We start from the raw sequence: 20,309 nt of genomic DNA, 5'->3' as shown, positions 1-20,309 counted from the left end.
ATGAGTCATACGCCGCAGTTTTCGTCGGTGCAGGACGTGCGGGAGCGGCTGTCCGCGGTTGGCTACCTGCCCGACGACGCCACCGCGACCAGCGTGTTCCTGGCTGGGCAGCTCGGCAAGCCGCTGCTGGTCGAGGGACCGGCGGGGGTCGGCAAGACCGAGCTCGCGAAGGCGGTGGCCGCCGCGACGCAGGCCGATCTCGTACGGCTGCAGTGCTACGAGGGCATCGACGAGGCCCGCGCGCTTTACGAGTGGAACTACCGCAAACAGCTGCTGCGGATCCAGTCGGCCGGCGACGAGCGCAGCTGGGACGCCACCCACGACGAGATCTTCAGCGCCGAGTTCCTGCTGGAGCGGCCGCTGCTGTCGGCCATCCGGCGGGACGAGCCGACCGTGTTGCTGGTCGACGAGACCGACAAGGCCGATGTGGAGGTCGAGGCCCTGCTGCTGGAGGTGCTGTCGGAGTTCCAGGTGACCATTCCAGAGCTCGGTACGATCGTGGCCACCCGGCGCCCTTTCGTGGTCCTCACTTCAAATGCCACCCGCGAGCTGTCCGAGGCATTGCGCCGCCGCTGCCTGTATGTCCACATTGGATATCCGACGGCGCAGCGGGAGCTGGAGATCGTGCTGGCCCGGATCCCGCAGGCACCGGCGGACCTGGCCGAGCAAATTGTGCGTACGGTGCACGCACTTCGTGAGATGGAGCTGAAGAAATCCCCGTCGATCGCGGAAACCTTGGACTGGGTGCACACGTTGTTGGCGCTGGGCTTGGATACTTTGGATTCCGCGACCGTGAGAGCGACCCTCGGAGTGGTCACCAAACACGCCAGTGACGCCGAAAAGGCCGCCAGGATGTTGAAACTGGGCTGATGGCGGACATTCGGGCGGATCACGTCGGTGGCGGGCTTTTCGGTCGTCTCGTACAGTTCTCGCGCGCTTTGCGGCACGCGGGTATTCCGGTTTCGGCGTCCGAGGAGATCGACGCGACCGCGGTGATGACCGCGATCGAGCTGACCGAGCGGTGGCAGCTGCGGGAGGGGTTGGCCGCCGCGCTGGTGAAGAATCCCAGCCACCGCAAGACCTTCGACGTGGTTTTCGACATCTGGTATCCGTCCGCTCAGGGGTCGCCATCGTCCACTGTGGACAAGAAACTGCGCGGCGACGAGTCCGATGTGGACCAGTTGCGGGACCAACTGGCCGAGGCGCTGCTGCGCGGCGACGAGGACGACCTGCGGCGGATCGCCGAGCAGGCGGTGGCGAGCCTCGGGCGGCAGTCCGCTGGGCCCGGCCGGCAGTCCTGGTTCTCTTACCGGGTGCTGCGCCAGATGTCACCGGAGACGCTGATTTCCGCCCTGCTGGCGGAAATGTTGCGCAGGCCGGACACCGACGAGTTGCCGTCGGCGATGGACGAGATGGTCGCCCGGGCGACCATCTCGGACCGTACGGCGACCTTTCGGCGGCAGGTCGAAGCGGAGACCCGGCGCCGGCTGGTCGAGGAGCGCGGCGCTGACGCGGTGGCTCGGCACGCGGTCCCGGCGCTCGCCGACCAGGTCGACTTCTTGCGCGCCACCAGGGAAGATCTCGCGGAACTGCGGCGTACGGTGCAACCGCTGGCCCGTCGGTTGGCCGCTCGGCTCGCCCTGCAACGCCGGCATCCGCGTCGTGGCCGGCTGGACATTCGCCGAACGGTACGAGCTTCGCTGGCCACCGGCGGAGTACCGGTTGTCACGCATTTCAAAGCCCGCCGGCCGCACAAGCCCGAACTCGTGGTGTTGTGCGATGTTTCCGGCTCGACCGCTTCCTTCGCACATTTCACCCTGCTGCTCACGCGCGCATTACGTGAGCAGTTCGCCAAGCTGCGGGCTTTCGCTTTTGTCGACGGCTGCGACGAAATCACTCGTTTCCTCGGCCCCGACATCGAGCTGCCGGACGCCGTCAACCGGCTGATGTCCGAGGCGCGGGTGGTGCAGTTCGACGGACACAGTGACTACGGCCGGGCTTTTGAGACCTTCGAGGACAACTGGCCGGACGCGGTCGGCCCCAACACCTCGTTGCTGATTCTGGGTGACGCCCGGACCAATTTCCGCGATCCGGGCCTGACCGCGCTGAAAAACCTGAATCTCGCGGCCCGGCACACGTACTGGCTGAACCCGGAGCCGCGCCGGCACTGGGACAGCGGTGACTCGGTGGCCGGCCAGTACGCGGACATCGTGCCGATGCTCGAATGCCGCAACGCCGCTCAGCTGGCGAACTTCGTTCAGCAACTCCTGCCGAAATAGCGGTAGGGTCGTCGTCGTGCCGGTGAATCGTCGTCTGTCGCGCCTCGGAGTCGTGCTCCTTGGCCGCGAAATGGACGTGCCCATGCACACGTACGAGATGTGGCTTCTGTTGCGGGAGCGCCGATCGGGTTGGACCGACCGGTTGGATCAGCACGCCTGATCCCACCGCGCGCGACCATGCGCGACGGTTTTCTTTCCCTTCCGCAAAGGAAAGCTCATGACAACTGTGCTTTGTGTGCCGCAATGGCAGGGATCTGCCGCCGAGACAGCGGCACTGCTGCCGGTCGGCGCCCGGCGTACCGCCGATCTGCTGCCCTGCGAGTCTGTGGTGACCGTTGCGGTCAGTGAATTCGGCGGCGAGATCGTCGACGGCGTAAGTGCTCTTGACATTCTCGTTGAGAACACCCAACTGACGCATCAGGCGTTGGCTGATCTCGACGACTTCGTCGTGACCGTCGGCGGCGACTGCGGTGTCGATCTTGCGCCGATCACCGCTGTGCACGACCGTTACGGCGCCGAGCTGACCGTCCTGTGGATCGACGCGCATCCAGATGTTTATGGCCCTGGTGACCTGCGATCTGGCGCGTTTCACGGGATGGTCGTTCGTACGCTGCTGGGCGACGGGCCTGCCATGCTGACCCCGGCCCGGCCGTTGCCCGTTGACCAGATCGTGCTGGCCGGGGTGCGGGCGGCCGGTGCGAGCGAACGCGAATATCTGCGCCGAACGGGTCTGCGGGTGTTTGGCCCCGCTGAGATGGAACGGGCTTTCGAGACCGTTTCTGGGCCCGTTTACGTCCACGTCGATCTGGACGTGTTGGACCCGGCCGAATTCGGTTCCGTCGGCTACCCGGAACCCGATGGCGTCCGCTGCGATCTACTGATCGATCTGATCTCGCAGCTCGACATGGTGGTCGGAGCGGCCATCACCGAACACGCACCGCAACACGACAGTCCGCGGGAAACCATTCTGCTTCGCGAACTCGGTGATGCGCTAATTCGCCCTTAGTTCGGATGGAAAACCGGTCCACCGTAGCTCCGGCGGCAAATGACCCATGTCGTTGAAGGTCACCAACGACGGCGGCCGGTCGTTGCGGTAGAGCAGCACGGTGAGGCCGCAGTTTCCCTGGTTCAGGCCCAGCCAGCGGGACGGCGGAGCGTCCAGAGCCTGGCTGACGAACCAGCCGATCAGGAAGTTGTGGGTGACGACCAGTTCGTACGTGTCCTGGTCAGCCGGGCCTGTGTAGCGCTCAAGCGCGGCGCGGGCCAGCGGCGGCCCGTCGGCCAGCTCGGTGGCGGAAAAGGTGTCCAGGAAGTCGGAGTAGACCGGCGGCAGCTCGGTCCGCTCGGGCGCGAAGGGCACGTAGTCGCCGAGCAGGTCCGCGGAGTGTACGGCCACGTCCGGCAGCGCCGCGGAAACCGTCGCGGCGGTCGCCGCGGCACGGGCCAACGGGCTGTGGCCGATCGCCGTGAAGGGCACATGGTCGAGGCGCTGGCCGAGCAGTTCGGCCTGTCGCCGGCCGTTCTCGGTGAGCTCGCCGTCCGCACCGGCCTCGCCGTGGCGCGCCATGTACAGGAACCGGTAGGCCAACGCTGGTCCTCTTCTCTGAGCCCCACATACGGCGGTGAGGTGGGAACCGTACAACCCTTGCCCGACCGAATTGTCGGCGGGAGGCCGGTCCTCGGTGTTTCCAGAGGTCGCAGACAGCCGCCTTGGCCTGAGCCCGTCCGGCGCCGGCGGAGGGCGTACGGGGCGCCGGGTCAACCGTGCTGGCCGGCGCGACCCGCCCAAACGTGCCGCGCGTCACCCTGCGGATGGCAGCTGAGCTGCGACAATTCCCAGATGGCGAAGGACCGGGCCGGGGCGGCCCAGCGGATCGGCATCATGGGCGGCACTTTCGACCCGATCCACCACGGCCACCTGGTGGCCGCCAGCGAGGTCGCCGACCGGTTCGAGCTGGACGAGGTCGTCTTCGTCCCGACCGGCCAGTCGTACCAGAAACAAGGCCAGAGCGCGGCCGAGGACCGCTATTTGATGACGGTGATCGCGACCGCGTCCAACCCGCGTTTTTCGGTCAGTCGGGTGGATATCTCGCGGCCTGGGCCGACGTACACCCGGGACACCCTGACCGATCTGCGCGAGGTCTACGGCAAGGACGTCGAGATGTTCTTCATCACTGGCGCGGACGCGTTGTCGGCCATCCTGACCTGGAAGGACCACGACGACCTGTTCGCGATGGCGCATTTCGTCGGCGTCACCCGGCCCGGGTTCGTGCTGTCCGACCAGCACCTACCGGCGCACGCGGTCTCGCTGATCGAGGTGCCGGCGATGGCGATCTCGTCGACCTCCTGCCGGGAGCGGGTCGCCGGTGGGCGGCCGGTCTGGTATCTCGTACCGGACGGCGTGGTGCAGTACATCGAGAAGCGTGGTCTCTATCGCGCGGACGCTCCCGCGAATGGCGCCGGCTACCGCTAACGGTCGGTAATCGCTGCGTTTCCGGTGGTGAAAACCCGGTAGATCAGGGCAAACCTGGCGGTCGTACCCCACCATCCGGTGCCCCTGCCTGAGCGGGCAGTTGTCCATGAGACCCTTGAGCTGCCTTAATGTGGCCGTTAAAGAACCCAAACAGGAGGGACCGCCCGGTGCCGGTGTCCGATCGCGCCCGTCAGCTGGCGCTTTCCGCGGCGCAGGCCGCTGCCGACAAGCTGGCCACCGACGTGGTCATCCTCGATGTCAGCGACCAGTTGGTGATCACCGACGCGTTCCTGATCGCGTCCGCGCCCAATGAGCGGCAGGTCTCGGCGATCGTCGACGCCGTCGAGGAACGGCTGCGGACCACCCACGATGTCAAGCCCGTACGCCGCGAGGGGGCCCGCGAGGGCCGCTGGGTGCTGCTGGACTTCATCGACATCATCGTGCATGTCCAGCACTCCGAGGAGCGCGCTTTCTACGCGCTGGAGCGGCTCTGGAAGGACTGCCCGACGATCCCGTTCGTGGACTCCGCGCTGGAGTCCCGCGGCGCCGGGAGCCAGGCGGCAGAGAGCGAATGACCGACCGGGAGGGCACGCGGTGACAGCGGTAAGGCTGGTGTTGTGGAGGCACGGCTTGACCGGTTGGAACGCGGAGAACCGGTTCCAGGGCCAGCTCGATCCGCCGCTGTCCGAGACCGGGGTGGCCGAGGCCGAGAAAGCCGCCGAGATGCTCGCCGCGATGTCGCCGTCCCTGCTGGTCACCAGCGACCTGCAGCGCGCACAGCAGACCGCGCAGGCGCTGGCCGACCGCACTGGCCTGCAGATCCACACCGACGAGCGCCTACGTGAGCGGCACTGGGGCGACTGGCAGGGCAAGACGCACGCGGAACTGGCCGAGCAGGACTCGGAGGCCTTCGCGATGTGGCAGGCCGGCCGGCAGCCGTCGGTGAGCGGCCGGGAAGGCCCGGATGACGTGCGCGTACGGGTCGCGGCCGCGATTCGCAACGCCGTCACCCGCGTCTCGCACGTCACCGAGGCGACGGTGATCCTGGTGTCGCACGGCGGTGCGATCCGCTATGGCGTGGCCGAGCTGCTGCGCTGGCCGGAGGAGCTGGCTCGGACGGTCAGCGGCTTGAACAACTGTCACTGGGCCCAGCTGCGATCCCGGCCGGTGCTGTCCAACGACGCCCGCGACGAGTGGGTGCTGTCCGCGTACAACGTCGGTGCCGCGACCCCGTAGCTTCTCTGAGCATGCGGCACGTCCTGGTTCTGGCTGACTCGCTGGCGTTCTACGGCCCCGAGCGCGGGGAGATCAGCACCGATCCGCGGCTTTTCCCGAACGTACTGGCATCTCGACTGTCCACAGTGGACTCACCGGTGACCGCGGACGTGGTCGCGCGGGTGGGTTGGACGAGCCGGGACGTGTGGTGGGCGATGACCCGCGACCCGTACCTCTACTCGGTTTTGTTGGCTCGCGCGGATGCCGTGGTACTCGCCGTAGGCGGAATGGACTATTTGCCGACGACCGTACCGACCTGGCTGCGTGAGGGCATCCGGTATCTGCGGCCGCCGGCGCTTCGGCGGGCGGTGCGTACGGCTTATCAGCGAAGTCAGCCAGTCGCGGCCCTGCGTACGCCGTGGCGCGCGCTGCCGCAGCGGTTGACGGACACGTACTTGGCGCATGCGGTTGGTGGGGTGCGGTTCTTCCATCCCGGCGTACCAGTCGTCGGAATCCTGCCGCCGCCGCATCAGGCGGCCGTGTACGGCTGTGCCGAGGGGGAGCCGCGTGGGCACGGTCCGGCGGTCGCAGCGGCGCGGGTGTGGGGCCGGCGGCACGACGTACCGATGGTTGACCTGCCGCGGATCGTCTGGCCGCACCTGCTCGCCGGGCGGGCTAACCAGGACGGCATGCATTACGGCTGGGAGACGCACGAGGAGATCGGTGCCGCGCTGGCTGCCGTGATCACAGGCTGCTGGGATCCGCGTACGCCGATCGGCACAGACCACTAGGGTCGGGGGATGGCTCGCGCGGTGGCAGTGATCACAGACTCCACGGCGGGCCTCTCCGAGGGCCAGTTGGCCGGCATCGGGGTCGTACCGCTGACCGTCACCGTCGGCGGCCGATCCGGCGTCGAAGGTGTCGACGTGACCCCCGCGGACGTGGCCCGGGCGCTCGGTGAGCGGCGGATCTCGGTCGTCACCTCCCGTCCGTCGCCGACCGAGTTGTCTGCCGCCTACCGCGCGGCTTTGGACGACGGCGCCGAGGCCGTGGTGGCCATCCACCTGTCCAGCAGGCTGTCCGGCACGTATTCGTCGGCCGTCGCCGCGTCCAAGGAGTTCGGCGCCGGTGTGGTGTCGGTCGTCGATTCCGGCTCCACCGCGATGGGCCTCGGTTTCCCGGTCCGGGCGGCGGCCGCGGTGGCCTTGGACGGCGGCGACGCCACCGCCGTACGCGCCGCCGCCGAGGTCGCGGTCCGCCAGACGACGACCCTTTTTTACGTTGACACGCTGGAATATCTTCGCCGCGGCGGCCGTATCGGAGCCGCCGCCGCACTGGTCGGCACGGCTCTGGCGGTCAAGCCGATCCTGCGCATCGACACCGGCGGCGTGACGCTGGCCGAACGCGTGCGTACGAGCGCGCGCGGCCTCGCCCGTCTGGAGGCACTGGCCATCGAGCAGGCCGGCGACCGCACCCCCGTCAACATCGCGGTCCAACACCTGGCCGCCCCCGAACGCGCCGAAACCCTCGCCGCCCGACTCGCCGACCACCTGCCTGGCATCAAGGAACTCCTCATCACCGAAGTCGGCGCCGTCATCGGCGCCCACGTCGGCCCCGGCGTCGTCGGCGTCGTCATCAGCCCCTGCTGAGTTGATGGCCGCAGCGTTGATGGCCGCAGTGCTGAGTTGACGGCCGCAGTGCCTGCGGCGGCGCGTCCGGTTCGCGTCGCCGGGGTGCCCAAAGGGCGGGCACCCCACCGCCGCGAACCTGGGCGGCCTTCGGCCGCCGCGCGGGCGGGGTTGCGTTGAGGCCGGTGTGCGCTGGGTTTGGTGTCAAGGGCGCTTTACGGCGCGAAATTGTCGTAGGTGTCTGTTTTTCTTTCCCCCTCCCTTTGAACGGGCGGGGGGTGGGTCGAGAGGTAGACCTTAATTTTTAGTGGAACATCGGTCCTCAAACCCGCCCCCCACCCGTCACTGGGTGGGGGTGATTTTTCGGAGAGGGTACGACAGTTTCGCGCCGCACCGGGTTTTGAAGGGGGCTCCCACAGGGGTTTGTCGCGCCAAGTGACGCCATCGATGTCGAAGGTCGACGTTTGCCCAAATGTGAGTACACGGCGTCAAAATTCACGACTGCCCAACAAACGAAACTCGCATTCCCGATACCACGGATTTTGGCCGTACGACAACAATCCACAGTCCGGCTTGTTGTCCACAGATGGGTGATCGACCCGGTAGCGGCCACCAGATCGACCCTAGCGTTGCCCGTGTGCCGCGCTGGAGCCTTCGCCACTGCGTGCCCACGTCGTCCACCGTCTCCGCGCGGGCTCGACTGGGCCGGATTTTCGCGCGGCCGGTGGAGAAAACAGCACCAGAGCCAGAGGCGACCGAAACAACGCAAGCGCCGGAGCCATCTGGACGCTGGGCCATGCTGTTGCCGTCGGTCCTGCGTGGCGCGTTGATCGACCCGGGCCGTCGAGGACTGCTGGCGGTGGCCGCGGTGGGGATCGTCGCGGCGCTGGTGGCCGGTTGGCTGGCATGGCGGGCACGGCCGGTGGCCGAGCCGGTGGGTGCGCAGGTCAGCGCGGTGCGGGTGGTGCCCAGTGTTGCCTCGGCTGCTGCCTCGGCCGCGATCGTGGTCGTCGCGGTGGGCGGCAAGGTGCGCCGGCCGGGTTTGGTACGGCTACCTGCCGGGTCCCGAGTGGCCGACGCGGTGGCCGCGGCCGGCGGTGCGCTGCCCGGAGTCGACCTGACCTCGGTGAACCTGGCCAGAAAGCTGGTGGACGGCGAGCAGGTGGTGGTGGGTGAGCCGATGCCGGCCGCGCCCGGCCAGCCCGCGGCGACGGCCGGCGGAGTCATCAACCTGAACGCGGCCACCGCTGCCGAGTTGGACGCGTTGCCGGGCGTCGGCCCGGTGCTGGCTCAGCGGATCGTCGACTACCGGACCCAGCATGGGCCGTTCTCGTCGGTCGAGCAGCTGCGCGAGGTCTCCGGCATCGGTGCGGCGAAGTTCGCCAATCTTCGTGCGCGGGTGACGGTGTGACCAGCACAGCGTCACCCGACCCCGTGGACCTGCGGCTCGCTGGCGTCGCCGCGGGCATCTGGGCGGCCGCGTTGGTGGGGCTGGCGGCCGGCATCGCGGCGGCCGGTGCGCTCGCCGTGGGTGGTTTGCTGCTCGCCGTGCTGGCGGTTTTCCTCGGAAGACGGCCAACCACCGGAACACGAGCAGACGTGCGCAAACGCGTGTTGGGAGTGGCCGCCGCCGTCGTGCTGGGTCTTGCCGCCGGCGGCCTGACGACCGCGCTCCAGTTGCTGCCCAGGGATACCGGACCGCTGCCGTCGCTGGCAGACCAACGCGTCGACGTGACGGCTACCGTGACCGTCCAGGACGATCCGCGGGCGCTGCAGGCCACGGTGGCGGGACGTCCTTGGTACGCCGTGCCGGTCGGTCTCTCGGACCTGTCCACCCCAGCCGGCCGATTCGCCATCGGTGGCGGCCTGGTGGTGTTCGGGACCGGCCCGGCCTGGGCGAAGCTGCTGCCGGGCCAGCAGCTGAAGGTCTCCGGCCGGCTGTCGCCGCCGACCGGCGGTGACGTGACCGCCGCCGCCCTGACCGTCACTGGCGATCCGCGGCTGCTCGGCGAGCCGCCGCTGATCCAGCGGACCGCCGGCGGATTGCGGGCTGGCCTCAGACAAGCCTGCGCGCCGCTCCCACAACCACAGGGTGGTTTGCTGCCCGGCCTGGTCCTGGGAGATGTCAGTACGCTCGACCCGCAAGTCGCCGAGACATTCCGGCTCACCGGCATGACCCACCTGACGGCGGTGTCCGGGTCGAACTGCGCGATCGTGTCCGGCGCCGTGCTGCTGTTGTGCTTGCGACTGCGGGCCCGGCCGGCGGTCGCGGCGATCTGCGCCGCGGCCGCGCTGGCCGGCTTCGTGGTGCTGGCGAGGCCGTCGCCCAGCGTGCTGCGAGCGGCGGTGATGGGCGGTTTGGCGCTGATCGCGCTCGCCTCCGGACGGCCGCGCGCGGCCTTGCCGGCCCTGTGCGCCACGGTCGGGCTGCTGATCCTGCTCGACGCCAGCCAGGCGATCTCCGCGGGGTTCACCTTGTCCGTACTGGCCACCGCGGGCCTTCTCCTGGTCGCACCGGGCTGGCGGGAGGCGCTGCGTCGTTGCCGAGTGCCGGCCGGGCTCGCCGAGGCTCTTGCCGTGCCGGCCGCCGCGCAGCTGGCCTGCGCACCGGTGATCGCCGGCATGTCCGGGACAGTCGGCCTGGTGGCCGTCCCAGCCAACCTGCTGGCCGTGCCGGCGGTCGCGCCGGCCACTGTGCTTGGTGTGCTCGCCGCGCTGGTGTCACCGTTCTGGCCGGCCGCCGCGGCCGCGCTGGCCTGGTGCGGATCGTGGCCGGCCTGGTGGCTGGTCACAGTGGCGCGAGTCGGTGCCCAGGTGCCTGGCGGTGTCCTGCCGTGGCCGGCGGGTCTCGGTGGTGGCTTGCTGCTCGCGGTCGTGCTGCTTGCGCTGCTGGCGGCTGGCCGAAGCCGATGGGTGCGGCGACTCCTCGCGGTGGTCGTGGTGGCGATCGTCGTCGTGGTGCTGCCCATCCAAGTGGTGGCCCCTGGCTGGCCGCCGCCAGGTTGGCAACTGGTCGGCTGCGCGGTTGGTCAGGGCGACGCGCTGGTCCTGCGGGTGGCACCGCTGACGGCGATCGTGATCGATACCGGCCCGGAGCCGTCCGCGGTGGATGGCTGCCTGCGCCGGCTGGACATCCAGGTGATTCCGTTGTTGCTGCTCAGCCACCTGCACGCCGACCACGTGGGAGGCATCGAGGGAGCGGTAAGCGGCCGGTCCGTCGGCGCTGTCCTGGTCGGGACGTACAAGCTGCCAGACACCGGGGAGCAGACTCTGATGGCGGCCGTGCGGCGGCACCACCTGGATGTGGTGACGGTTCAGCCGGGCGACAGCTACCGGGTCGGTCCGGTCCAGCTGACCGTGATCGGGCCGGCCGCGACCTTTCGCGGCACCCGGTCGGATCCGAACAACAACTCGTTGATCGTGATGGCGAACCTGGCCGGCACGACGGTTCTTTTGCCAGGAGACGCCGAACGAGAGGAGGAAGACTCGGTCCTGTCAGCGCGAGTGCCGCTGCATGTGGATGTTCTGAAGGTGCCGCACCACGGCTCGATGTACAGCGACCCCGCGTTCCTGGACGCGGCAGCGCCGACGGTCGCGGTCGTCGAGGTGGGACTGGGCAATGACTACGGACATCCGAGTCCCGGCGTGATCCTGCACCTCACCCGGATGGGCGTCCGGGTTCTGCGCACCGACCTGGACGGTGACGTCGCCGTCTTCCGTCAAGACGGTCACTTGACCACCGTCACCCGTGGCGTCGACCAGATCGCACAACCTCCATAGCCCCTTGCGAACTCGACGTTTTCGCTCGCGACACGCCGTGGCTGGCAGCGAAAACGTCGAGTTCGGGCAGGATGAAGGGATGGTGGAGAAGCGGGCGTCCTATCTGTCGATCCGATCCGATCGCTCGGTGCTGTCGATCGGCTCGACCCGGTCGCTGCTGTCGATCGGGTCAAGCGGATCGGTGTTGTCGATTGGGTCGAGCGGTTCGGTGCTGTCGGTCGGCTCGCTGGGGTCCGCGGCCTCGGTGCTGTCGATCGGTTCGTTCGGGTGCGTCGGCGGCGCCCTGTCCGCGCTGTCCATCGCGTCGATCCTGTCCTGGCGCTCCTGCCGGGCGATCGCCTCCGCGGGTAAGGGCTCTTAAAAAGAGAGGTGTCTGTCCGCGCTCGCATGGCACCGCTGTGCGAGCCGCTGGCAGCGTCGTCGATGACCCTGCGTGACCGCGAAAGGATCTCTGATGGCCGTCCGCTTCCAGTTGGTGATCGACTGCGCCGATCCGGACCGCCTCGCCTGCTTCTGGGTCGCCGCGCTGGGCTATCAGCTCGCGCCCCCGCCGGCGGATTTCGCCACCTGGAACGACTACTACCGTGACATTGGGGTGCCCGAAGAGGACCTGGTTGACGGTGCGGACTGGATCAGCGAGCCCGAGGGCAACGGCCCGAGCATCTGGTTCCAGCAAGTCCGCGATCCCAAACTGGTCAAGAACCGCCTGCACCTCGATATCAATGCCAGCGGCATGCGGACCGACCCTATTCAGATCCGCCGGCAGCGCGTCGACGCCGAGGCCACCCGGCTGGCCGCCCTCGGCGCCACCATCACTGGCGCCCTGGTTGAGGAGGGGCTCGACCACTACGCCGTCGGGATGATGGACCCGGAGGGCAACGAGTTCGACATCAACTGACGGCGGTCATTGGCTGAGGGACCGCTTGGGACACGCACGGTCATCCCCGGCAGCTCAGAACTTTCTGCTGAGGGATCCTCAGACAACGTTGCTGGGCGAAGCGACACTGGGAGGATGTGGCAGCGGGCTGGGCGAAGGACCAACCTGGCGCTTCTTGGGCTGTTGGTGCTCGCGATGGTCACCGGGGTGCTGGCGTTCGCGTTTGGTACGCCCGTGCAGTCGGCTCTGGTCGCGTACGCGCATGGTGCGGCCGGTTTGGGGCTGCCGCTCCTGATCCCGTGGAAAACGGTGATCGCGCGGCGCGGCTGGCGGCGCCGGACGGCCCACGTCTGGGGTCGGCGAGTGCTGGGGATCTCGCTGACCGTGGTGGTTCTCGGCGCGGTGCTCAGTGGCGTTGGGGAAGCCTGGGGCGGCTATCGCGACTACTTCGGCGTGACGGACAACCAGGTGCACGTCGGGCTGGCGCTGGTGGGAGTACCGCTGTTGTTGGCACACCTGATCAGACACCGACCGCGTCCGCGCCGGGCGGACTTGTCCCGCCGCGTCGCGCTGCGAACCGCCAGCCTCGCGGTCGGTTCACTGGCCGCGTATGTCGCTCTTGAGGGCGTTGGGCGTGCCCTCCGGTTGCCACTGGGACCGACCACCAGCACTGGATCGACCGAGGCCGGCACTGACGTGCCGGACCAGATGCCGGTGGTGACCTGGCTGCTCGACGGGGTGCCGGCTGGTCAGAACACCTGGCACCTGGAGGTGGTGGCCGCTGGCCGGAGCAGCTTCTGGGAGGTCGCCGACCTGAGCGCGTACGGCGACTCCGTGCGGGCCACTCTCGACTGCACCGGCGGGTGGTATGCCACCCAGAACTGGTCAGGGGTGCGGCTCGACCGGCTGGTCCCGGCGCGGGCGTACGGCAGCCTCAAGATCACGTCCGTGACCGGCTACCACCGGCTCCTGCCAGCATCGGAGGCGTCGAAGCTGTGGCTGGCGACCGACGCCGGCGGCCAGCCGCTGTCCGCCGGCCACGGCGCACCGCTGCGGCTCGTCGCTCCGGACCGCCGCGGCTTCTGGTGGGTCAAATGGGTCACTCGAGTCGAACTCGTCGACACCCCTTGGTGGCTCCAACCCCCGTTCCCCACCCAGTGATGGAGCACCTGGCTACGTAGGGTGCGGCGCGAAACTGTCGTACCCCTCCGGCAAATTTGCCCCCACCCAGTGAACGGGTGGGGGGCGGGTTTGAGGACCGATGTTCAACTAAAAATCAAGGTCCACCTCTCAAGCCACCCCCCGCCCGTTCAAAGGGAGGGGGAAAGAAAAACAGACACGTACGACAATTTCGCGCCGCACAGGCCAAATCTCGGGGGGAGAAATTCGCGGGCGATACAAAACAGGCGAGAAGGATCAGTCGGTGGCGGTCAGGTACGCCTCGGTGAGCCACTCGAGGAGTTCGTTGTCAACGTCGTCGAGGCTGGTGAGTTTGATGATGTGGATCGTGCGGTCGCCGGTCCGCAGGTGCCGGGAGATGCGCGGGTGGTCGACTGTGCGCAGGAGCACGAGGTCCAGGGACAGGGCGCGGGCGCGCGGCCGGACCTCGGCGATGGTGCGGTCGGTTTTGAGGAAGACGCCGACCTTGACGGCGTCCGCGTGCAGCGGTCCCAAGGACGTGAGGTGGGACTCCAGGGCTCGGTAGATGTCGAGATAGCGGGCTGGCCAGGGTGCGAAGGTGTCCTCGACCGTGCCGCCCGGGACGCAGACGTGCGACTGGCGAGTTCGCCCGAACTCGCGGTCGCAGTGTGGACACGTCCAGCGGGGCATGGGTTCAGCATGCCGTGCCAGCTGACCGGCAGACAGCCGAAAGTACCGTTATTCTCCCCTGTCCCCAGCATCGCCGCAGTCGGCATGGGACGATGCAGCCGTGCCCCCGACCACATCTCCGGACGGAGACTTGACAGACAGCGGCGACCTGTTGACGCCGGTCCGGTTGCTGCTCGGCGACGAGGAGCTGCTGCTTTCGCGCGCGGTCGCGGACGTGGTGGCGGCGGCGAAGGGCCGCGAGGCGTCCGCCGACGTGCAGCACGTCCAGGCTGGCGAGCTCGCGCCCGTCCAGCTTGACGAATTACTCGGTCCGTCGCTGTTCGGCGGCGAGCGGGTGGTGGTCGTGCACGCTGGCCAGGACGGTACGAAGGACCTGACCGCTGGGCTGCTCAGCTATGCCAAGGACCCGGTCGACGGCACTGTGCTGGTCATCGAACACTCCGGCGGCGCCAAGCAGAAGGCGCTGGTGGAGGGCCTGCGCGGCGCCGGCGCCGTGGTGGTGCCGTGCGCGAAGCTGACCAAACCCGCTGACCGCGCCTCGTTCGTACGGGCCGAGATCTCCCGGGCCGGCGGCCGGGCGTCCCGGGACGTGGCCACCCTGATCCTGGAGAGCGTCGGCAACGACATGCGCGAGCTGGCCACCGCCTGCGCGCAGCTGGTCGCCGACTCCGGCGGGACTGTTGACGCGGCCGCCGTGCAGCGCTATCACCGCGGCCGCGCCGAGGTCACCGGTTTCACGGTCGCCGACGCGGCCGTCGCCGGGAACACCGTGGAGGCGCTGCAGGCGCTGCGCTGGGCGGAGTCGCTCGGCGTGGCCCCGGTGTTGATCGCGGACGCGCTGGCCGACGGCGTCAGAACGATCGCCCGTGTCAGCGGCCGACGCGGCAACGCATATCAGCTGGCCAGCCAGCTGGGCATGCCGCCGTGGAAGGTGGAGCGGGCGCAGCGGCAGGGCCGCGGCTGGACCGATGACGGGCTCGCCACCGCGATGCAGGTGGCCGCGGCGCTCAACGCTGACGTCAAAGGCGTGGCCTCCGACGAGCAGTACGCACTGGAGCGGGCCGTGTTGGCCATCGCGGCTGCCAAGGGAGCTCGCTGATGGCCAAGAGTGGCGGCAAGCGCAAGAAGAACGACCGGCGGACCGTGTACGGCCGGGTGCTGCGGCTGAAGACGATCGACCCCGGCCCGGTGATCTCGTTCGTGTTCTTCGAGATCGCCATCACGGTGGCGATTGTGCTGGCCCTGCTGGGCTTCGTGTCCTGGTGGGGTGTGCTGGTGCTGCCCGTCGCGGTCGCGGCGATGGTGAAAGTCAACGACATCATCGCCGGTGCGACGCAGCGCTCGGCGGTCGCCGCCGAGCGGGAGTACGAGCCGGAACCCGAACCAGCCCCCGAGCCGGAACCCCAGCCTGAGCCCGAGCCGGCCAGCGGCATGTCGGCCTCGCGGGAGCATCGCAAGGCGGTACGTGAGCGCAGCCGCGAGCAGAAGCGGGTGGCGCGCGAGGAGCAGAAGAGTGGTCGCCGGGGCCAGCTGAACAACGACACGGCGATCATCCCGACGCTGGCGCCGCCGACGGATCCGGACTTCGCCGGCCGGACCCAGACGCTGCCGGTGCTGCCGGCCAGCGCGCCGAACCAGCGCCACGCGCCGGGTTCGGACGCCACCCAGCAACTGCCGGTCGTGCCAGACGAGCTGGACGACTTCATGACCGAGATCCGCGGCGACCGCCCGCCGCCGTGGGATCCGGCCGGCGCTCCGCCCGAGAAGCCGACTGGGTCCGGCCGCAAGCGCCACTAGCAGTTGGCCCGTACATAACGGACACATCCCAGAGCGATGTCCGTTATGTACGGGGCTACCGACCAAGCGTCGCCATCGAGTGTCGCTACGCAGACACGAAGAGGAGCCACCCGGTGGTTCGGGTGGCTCCTGTCGACTGAGCAATATCCAAGCGCGGGCCGTGCGGCCAGGGCTTAGAGCTGGCCGGCTGCCTTCGCCATCGCGGACTTCTTGTTCGCGGCCTGGTTCTGGTGGATGACGCCCTTGCTGGCGGCCTTGTCCAGAGCGCGAGAGGCGACCCGCAGCTGGGTGGCAGCGGTTTCCTTGTTGCCGGAGGCGGCGGCCTCACGGAAGCGGCGGATCGCGGTCTTCAGCGACGACTTCACCGCCTTGTTGCGCTGGTGCGCCTTCTCGTTGGTCTTGATCCGCTTGATCTGGGACTTGATGTTCGCCACGCGTAAGCCTCGGTTTGTCAGTCGGGGTTCTCGGTCGGTGCGATTCAACGCACGCGATTAGCCAGAATAGACCACGCGCGAGGCGCGCTCCAATCCGCCTCCTAACGGTACCTGGTGGGCATGGGAGGATGGACGGGTACGCCCGAGCCGGCTAGTCGCTGAGGCATGGCCGCAGAGAATGACTCCAAGGACGCCCGTTGACCCATGTGCCCGGATCGACAGATCCCGAGCTGATCCGCAACTTCTGCATCATCGCTCACATCGACCACGGCAAGTCCACCCTCGCCGACCGCATGCTCCAGAAGACCGGCGTGGTGTCCGACCGTGCCATGCGCGCGCAGTACCTCGACCGGATGGACATCGAGCGTGAGCGTGGCATCACGATCAAGAGCCAGGCCGTGCGGATGCCCTGGGTGGCTCAGCCCAGTGGCACCGAGTATGTGCTGAACATGATCGACACGCCCGGACACGTCGACTTCACGTACGAGGTGTCCCGCAGCCTGGCCGCCTGCGAAGGCGCGGTGCTGCTGGTGGACGCGGCGCAGGGCATCGAGGCGCAGACGCTGGCGAACCTGTATCTGGCGCTGGAAGCGGACCTGCACGTCATCCCGGTGCTGAACAAGATCGACCTGCCGGCGGCGCAGCCGGAGCGGTACGCCGAGGAACTCGCGCACCTGATCGGCTGCGACCCGAGCGACTGCCTGCGGGTCTCGGGCAAGACCGGCGACGGCGTCGAGGCGCTGCTGCACGAGATCGTCAAGCAGGTGCCGGCTCCCGTCGGCAACTCGGCCGGGCCGGCGCGGGCGATGATTTTCGACTCCGTCTATGACATTTATCGCGGTGTCGTCACGTACGTACGAGTCGTCGACGGCAAGCTGTCAGCGCGCGAACGCATCAAGATGATGTCCAACGGAGTCACCCACGAGCTGCTGGAGCTGGGCGTCATCTCGCCGGAGCCGGTCGCCACCGGCGCGATCGCGGCCGGCGAGGTCGGCTATCTGATCACCGGCGTGAAGGACGTGCGGCAGTCCCGGGTCGGTGACACCATCACCACCCAGATCAAGTCGGCGACCGAAGCGCTCGGTGGCTATTCCGACCCCAAGCCGATGGTTTTCTCCGGTCTCTATCCGATCGACGGCTCGGACTACCCGGATCTGCGGGAGGCGCTGGAGAAACTCCAGCTCAACGACGCCGCTTTGGTGTATGAGCCGGAAACCTCGGTCGCGCTTGGCTTCGGGTTCCGATGTGGGTTCCTCGGGCTGCTGCACCTGGAGATCATCCGGGAACGGTTGGAACGCGAATTCGACCTGGAGCTGATCGCGACCGCGCCGAACGTGGTCTACCGGGTCGAGATGGAGGACGGTGCCGAGCACATCGTCACCAACCCGAGCGAGTTCCCCGCCGGCAAAATCGGCGGTGTGTACGAGCCCATCGTAAGAGCCACGGTCCTCGCGCCCAGCGACTACATCGGCGCGATCATGGAGCTTTGCCAGTCCCGCCGGGGAATTCTCGGCGGGATGGACTACCTGTCCGCCGACCGGGTGGAACTGCGCTACACGATGCCGCTTGCGGAAATCATCTTCGATTTCTTCGATCAGCTGAAGTCGCGTACCAAGGGCTACGCGAGCCTGGACTACGAGCCCATCGGCGAGCAGGAAGCCGCGCTGGTCAAGGTGGATATCCTGTTGCAGGGCGAAACCGTGGACGCTTTCAGCGCGATTGTTCACAAAGACAAGGCGTATGCGTACGGCGTCTCGATGACCCAGCGGCTCCGCGAACTCATTCCGCGGCAGCAGTTCGAGGTGCCGATCCAGGCCGCCGTGGGTTCTCGGGTGATCGCCCGGGAAAACATCCGCGCTATTCGCAAGGATGTCCTCAGCAAGTGCTATGGCGGTGACATCACCCGTAAGCGCAAACTGCTGGAGAAGCAGAAAGAGGGCAAGAAGCGGATGAAGATGGTTGGCCGGGTCGAGGTGCCGCAGGAGGCCTTCATCGCCGCGCTGTCCACTTCGGACGCTCCGAAGAAATAGGCCCGGTGGGTACGAGCGATCGACCAGCGGTTGACGCTCGTTGGTACTTGAGTTAGAGCTTGGTCGACAGTGAGTGCTGCGGGGTGGCGCATCAAGGGCTCCCACCGTTGACCAAGCCCTTTCGGACCGGTCAGATTTGTCCAAGCCGGGGTCCGCGCGGCTGGGTACCTTGACCACATGGATGAACAGCTTCGTGCGCTGTGATGGTCGACGTGCTCATCATCGGAGCGGGCACCGCGGGGTGCGTGTTGGCCGCCCGGTTGTCAGCTGAACCGACCCGCAGCGTGCTGCTGGTCGAGGCGGGCCAGGACTTCGCCGACCGCGCCGCCATGCCGCCGGCGTTGACCACCGGCGATGGCGTCGGATTCGACTGGGGGTTGTCCGCCACCGTCACGGCTGGGCGGACCGGACCGCTGGCGCGGGGCAGAGTCGTCGGCGGCTGCGCACAGGTCAACGGCCGGGGCGCGGTCCGGGCCATGCCCCGCGACTACGACGCGTGGGCTGCCCGCGGGATGCCACGCTGGTCATGGGAGCAGATGCTGCCGGCGTACCGGCGCTGTGAAGCCGACCGTGACTTCCCCGACGCACCCCATCACGGCCCCGAGGGACCGGTGCCGATCGTACGGCCGGACCGAGATCGGCTAACGGCGCCGATGGCGGCTTTTCTGGAGTCGATGCTGGACCACGGGCACGACTACCAACCTGACATGAACGCTCCGACCGCGGTCGGCATCGGTCCCTATCCGCACAACCAGTACGCCGACGGCACTCGTGCCTCCACCGCGCTGACCTACCTTGCCCCAGCCCGAGGGCGAGAGAATCTCGTCGTCCGAGGTGACACCCAGGTCGACCGGATTGTTGTCCACCATGGACGCGCGATCGGGGTGGAAATCGGTGGTGAGTTCGTCGGCGCCGGTGAGGTGATCCTCGCCGCGGGTGCACCGTTGAGCCCCGTGCTCCTCCTGCGCTCTGGGATCGGGCCCATCGAGGACCTGCGCGCCATCGGCATCACCTCCCAGCAGGACCTCCCGGGTGTTGGCCGCAACCTCTACGACCAGCCCGGTGCGGTGATTCCGGCGATCCCGCAGCCCGGATCCGTTCCGTCGGGCGCCCCGATGACCGAAGTGATCGGACGCCTCGACAGCTTCCCTGGGCACGTACCTGACCAGGCGTTTTACCTCACCTTGTTCACCGGACCAGCACCGGGTGGAACGGACCCGATGATCGCGTTGATGGTGGGCGACTTCGCGCCAGTCTCCCGCGGCACCATCAGTCTCGCCGGCCCTGCCACCGGTCAGCGGCCTATCATCGACCTCGGCTTCTACACCGCCGCTGGCGATCTCACCCGGATGCGCGACGCCTACCGGTACGCCTGGACAGTCGCCACACATCCCTCGCTGGCTCGCCACATCGCCGGGTTCCCGATGCTCAATGACCAGGTCATCGGCGACGATCAACAGCTCGACGCGGTGCTGCGCGCCATGACCTTCAGCCGGCTCGCCTTGGCCGGCGGCGCCGCGATGGGCCCCGGTGATGACCCCGACGCCGTGGTGGACGAACAGTGCCGTGTCCACGGCGTCGAGGCGCTACGCGTCATCGACCTGTCCATCGTTCCGGTGCCCCTGCGCAGTCCCACCGCGCTCGACGCCATCGCCATCGCCGAACACGCCGCCTCGATGATCTGACTCGCTGGATAAGGGCGGTGGGTTTTTGGGTGCGGAATTGTTGGCTGTCTGTGGCGCGGGGGCCGCGGTGGTTAGGGGCGGTGGACATTAGGGGGCGGAATCCTCGGCTACCAGTGACGTGGAAAGCCCTGCCCGCCACCAAAAACCGGTGGCGGGCAGGGCTTTCCACGTCACTACTGCCGCTGATCCCGTAACTCTGTGTCTCTGGCGCCTTCGGCGCGGGCGCGGTCGACTACGGCTACGAGAGTCGCCTTTTGTGTAGACCCCGCAAAAAGCGCGGG

The 20,309-nt window shown here is 68.1% G+C and carries 21 protein-coding genes; 18 read left to right on the top strand and 3 right to left on the bottom strand.

Features of this window, described 5'->3' with window-relative positions; all coding sequences use genetic code 11:
• Genes ABD301_RS39175 through ABD301_RS39160 form a run of 4 tightly spaced genes read left to right on the top strand, consistent with a single transcriptional unit; the run spans position 1 to position 3,285 of the window.
• Positions 1-870: an AAA family ATPase gene (locus ABD301_RS39175; protein WP_344315096.1), complete on the top strand. Its 870-nt coding sequence runs from the start codon at positions 1-3 to the stop codon at positions 868-870.
• On the top strand, positions 870-2,279 hold the full coding sequence (locus ABD301_RS39170; protein WP_163573652.1) for a vWA domain-containing protein: 1,410 nt from the start codon (positions 870-872) through the stop codon (positions 2,277-2,279). Before ABD301_RS39175 ends, ABD301_RS39170 begins: the two co-directional genes overlap by 1 nt.
• 16 nt (positions 2,280-2,295) lie before the next feature.
• Entirely contained in the window at positions 2,296-2,439 is a 144-nt protein-coding gene (locus ABD301_RS39165; protein ID WP_344315095.1) for a hypothetical protein, read from the top strand.
• A 57-nt stretch (positions 2,440-2,496) separates the two neighbouring features.
• The gene (locus ABD301_RS39160) at positions 2,497-3,285 is read left to right on the top strand and encodes an arginase family protein (RefSeq protein ID WP_163573650.1); all 789 of its coding nucleotides are present in this window, start codon (positions 2,497-2,499) and stop codon (positions 3,283-3,285) included.
• Here the strand turns inward: ABD301_RS39160 and ABD301_RS39155 are convergent.
• On the bottom strand, positions 3,271-3,846 hold the full coding sequence (locus ABD301_RS39155; protein WP_163573662.1) for a histidine phosphatase family protein: 576 nt from the start codon (positions 3,844-3,846) through the stop codon (positions 3,271-3,273). The two genes, ABD301_RS39160 and ABD301_RS39155, sit on opposite strands and share 15 nt — an antisense overlap.
• Before the next feature lie 273 nt (positions 3,847-4,119).
• On the opposite strand from ABD301_RS39155, the gene nadD reads away from it, so the two are divergent.
• From nadD to ABD301_RS39105, 10 genes are all read left to right on the top strand, one after another.
• Positions 4,120-4,752, top strand: a complete 633-nt coding sequence (gene nadD / locus ABD301_RS39150; protein WP_163573649.1) for a nicotinate-nucleotide adenylyltransferase — start codon at positions 4,120-4,122, stop codon at positions 4,750-4,752.
• 128 nt (positions 4,753-4,880) lie between these two features.
• A complete protein-coding gene (gene rsfS, locus ABD301_RS39145) occupies positions 4,881-5,327 on the top strand; it encodes a ribosome silencing factor (protein ID WP_390624334.1) in 447 nt (148 codons plus the stop codon).
• A gap of 19 nt (positions 5,328-5,346) precedes the next feature.
• Entirely contained in the window at positions 5,347-5,988 is a 642-nt protein-coding gene (locus ABD301_RS39140; protein ID WP_163573647.1) for a histidine phosphatase family protein, read from the top strand.
• 11 nt (positions 5,989-5,999) lie between these two features.
• Positions 6,000-6,758: a diglucosylglycerate octanoyltransferase gene (gene octT, locus ABD301_RS39135; RefSeq protein WP_344315094.1), complete on the top strand. Its 759-nt coding sequence runs from the start codon at positions 6,000-6,002 to the stop codon at positions 6,756-6,758.
• Between the two features lie 21 nt (positions 6,759-6,779).
• Positions 6,780-7,616, top strand: coding sequence for a DegV family protein (locus ABD301_RS39130; protein WP_344315093.1), 837 nt, complete (start codon positions 6,780-6,782; stop codon positions 7,614-7,616).
• Positions 7,617-8,232: 616 nt separating this feature from the next.
• Positions 8,233-9,006 (top strand): ComEA family DNA-binding protein, encoded by a 774-nt coding sequence (locus ABD301_RS39125; RefSeq protein ID WP_344315092.1) that lies wholly within the window; start codon positions 8,233-8,235, stop codon positions 9,004-9,006.
• Positions 9,003-11,375, top strand: a complete 2,373-nt coding sequence (locus ABD301_RS39120) for a ComEC/Rec2 family competence protein (RefSeq protein ID WP_344315091.1) — start codon at positions 9,003-9,005, stop codon at positions 11,373-11,375. Before ABD301_RS39125 ends, ABD301_RS39120 begins: the two co-directional genes overlap by 4 nt.
• A gap of 79 nt (positions 11,376-11,454) precedes the next feature.
• Complete coding sequence (locus tag ABD301_RS39115) at positions 11,455-11,736, top strand: hypothetical protein (RefSeq protein ID WP_344315090.1); 282 nt, start codon at positions 11,455-11,457, stop codon at positions 11,734-11,736.
• Between the two features lie 93 nt (positions 11,737-11,829).
• Entirely contained in the window at positions 11,830-12,273 is a 444-nt protein-coding gene (locus ABD301_RS39110) for a VOC family protein (protein ID WP_344315089.1), read from the top strand.
• Positions 12,274-12,387: 114 nt separating this feature from the next.
• Complete coding sequence (locus ABD301_RS39105) at positions 12,388-13,413, top strand: molybdopterin-dependent oxidoreductase (RefSeq protein ID WP_344315088.1); 1,026 nt, start codon at positions 12,388-12,390, stop codon at positions 13,411-13,413.
• A 255-nt stretch (positions 13,414-13,668) separates the two neighbouring features.
• Here ABD301_RS39105 and ABD301_RS39100 read toward each other — a convergent pair whose 3' ends face one another.
• The gene (locus ABD301_RS39100; protein ID WP_163568303.1) at positions 13,669-14,082 is read right to left on the bottom strand and encodes a DUF5655 domain-containing protein; all 414 of its coding nucleotides are present in this window, start codon (positions 14,080-14,082) and stop codon (positions 13,669-13,671) included.
• 130 nt (positions 14,083-14,212) lie between these two features.
• Between ABD301_RS39100 and holA the strand changes: the two genes are divergently transcribed.
• Positions 14,213-15,181, top strand: a complete 969-nt coding sequence (gene holA / locus ABD301_RS39095) for a DNA polymerase III subunit delta (RefSeq protein ID WP_344315087.1) — start codon at positions 14,213-14,215, stop codon at positions 15,179-15,181.
• A complete protein-coding gene (locus ABD301_RS39090) occupies positions 15,181-15,879 on the top strand; it encodes a hypothetical protein (RefSeq protein WP_344315086.1) in 699 nt (232 codons plus the stop codon). The genes holA and ABD301_RS39090 overlap by 1 nt, the downstream gene beginning before the upstream one ends.
• Before the next feature lie 173 nt (positions 15,880-16,052).
• On the opposite strand, the gene rpsT is transcribed toward ABD301_RS39090, so the two are convergent.
• Positions 16,053-16,313: a 30S ribosomal protein S20 gene (gene rpsT, locus ABD301_RS39085; RefSeq protein ID WP_163568304.1), complete on the bottom strand. Its 261-nt coding sequence runs from the start codon at positions 16,311-16,313 to the stop codon at positions 16,053-16,055.
• Positions 16,314-16,510: 197 nt separating this feature from the next.
• Between rpsT and lepA the strand changes: the two genes are divergently transcribed.
• Positions 16,511-18,343 (top strand): translation elongation factor 4, encoded by a 1,833-nt coding sequence (gene lepA / locus ABD301_RS39080; protein ID WP_344315085.1) that lies wholly within the window; start codon positions 16,511-16,513, stop codon positions 18,341-18,343.
• A 203-nt stretch (positions 18,344-18,546) separates the two neighbouring features.
• Positions 18,547-20,028 (top strand): GMC family oxidoreductase, encoded by a 1,482-nt coding sequence (locus ABD301_RS39075; RefSeq protein ID WP_344315111.1) that lies wholly within the window; start codon positions 18,547-18,549, stop codon positions 20,026-20,028.
• Positions 20,029-20,309 lie beyond the last annotated feature (281 nt).

It is taken from the genome of Fodinicola feengrottensis (assembly GCF_039530045.1).
Classification (GTDB): Bacteria; Actinomycetota; Actinomycetes; order Mycobacteriales; family HKI-0501; genus Fodinicola; species Fodinicola feengrottensis.
The sequence above is the reverse complement of the archived record's forward strand: the minus strand, read 5'-3'. Positions and strand labels throughout refer to the sequence as shown.

Bases quoted from the DNA above. Each gene is read 5' to 3' on its own strand.
- ABD301_RS39175 (WP_344315096.1), top strand. From the start codon at position 1: ATGAGTCATACGCCGCAGTTTTCGTCGGTGCAGGACGTGCGGGAGCGG.
- ABD301_RS39170 (WP_163573652.1), top strand. From the start codon at position 870: ATGGCGGACATTCGGGCGGATCACGTCGGTGGCGGGCTTTTCGGTCGT.
- ABD301_RS39160 (WP_163573650.1), top strand. From the start codon at position 2,497: ATGACAACTGTGCTTTGTGTGCCGCAATGGCAGGGATCTGCCGCCGAG.
- ABD301_RS39155 (WP_163573662.1), bottom strand. From the start codon at position 3,846: ATGGCGCGCCACGGCGAGGCCGGTGCGGACGGCGAGCTCACCGAGAAC.
- nadD (WP_163573649.1), top strand. From the start codon at position 4,120: ATGGCGAAGGACCGGGCCGGGGCGGCCCAGCGGATCGGCATCATGGGC.
- rsfS (WP_390624334.1), top strand. From the start codon at position 4,881: ATGTGGCCGTTAAAGAACCCAAACAGGAGGGACCGCCCGGTGCCGGTG.
- octT (WP_344315094.1), top strand. From the start codon at position 6,000: ATGCGGCACGTCCTGGTTCTGGCTGACTCGCTGGCGTTCTACGGCCCC.
- ABD301_RS39115 (WP_344315090.1), top strand. From the start codon at position 11,455: ATGGTGGAGAAGCGGGCGTCCTATCTGTCGATCCGATCCGATCGCTCG.
- ABD301_RS39110 (WP_344315089.1), top strand. From the start codon at position 11,830: ATGGCCGTCCGCTTCCAGTTGGTGATCGACTGCGCCGATCCGGACCGC.
- ABD301_RS39105 (WP_344315088.1), top strand. From the start codon at position 12,388: ATGTGGCAGCGGGCTGGGCGAAGGACCAACCTGGCGCTTCTTGGGCTG.
- ABD301_RS39100 (WP_163568303.1), bottom strand. From the start codon at position 14,082: ATGCCCCGCTGGACGTGTCCACACTGCGACCGCGAGTTCGGGCGAACT.
- ABD301_RS39090 (WP_344315086.1), top strand. From the start codon at position 15,181: ATGGCCAAGAGTGGCGGCAAGCGCAAGAAGAACGACCGGCGGACCGTG.
- ABD301_RS39075 (WP_344315111.1), top strand. From the start codon at position 18,547: ATGGTCGACGTGCTCATCATCGGAGCGGGCACCGCGGGGTGCGTGTTG.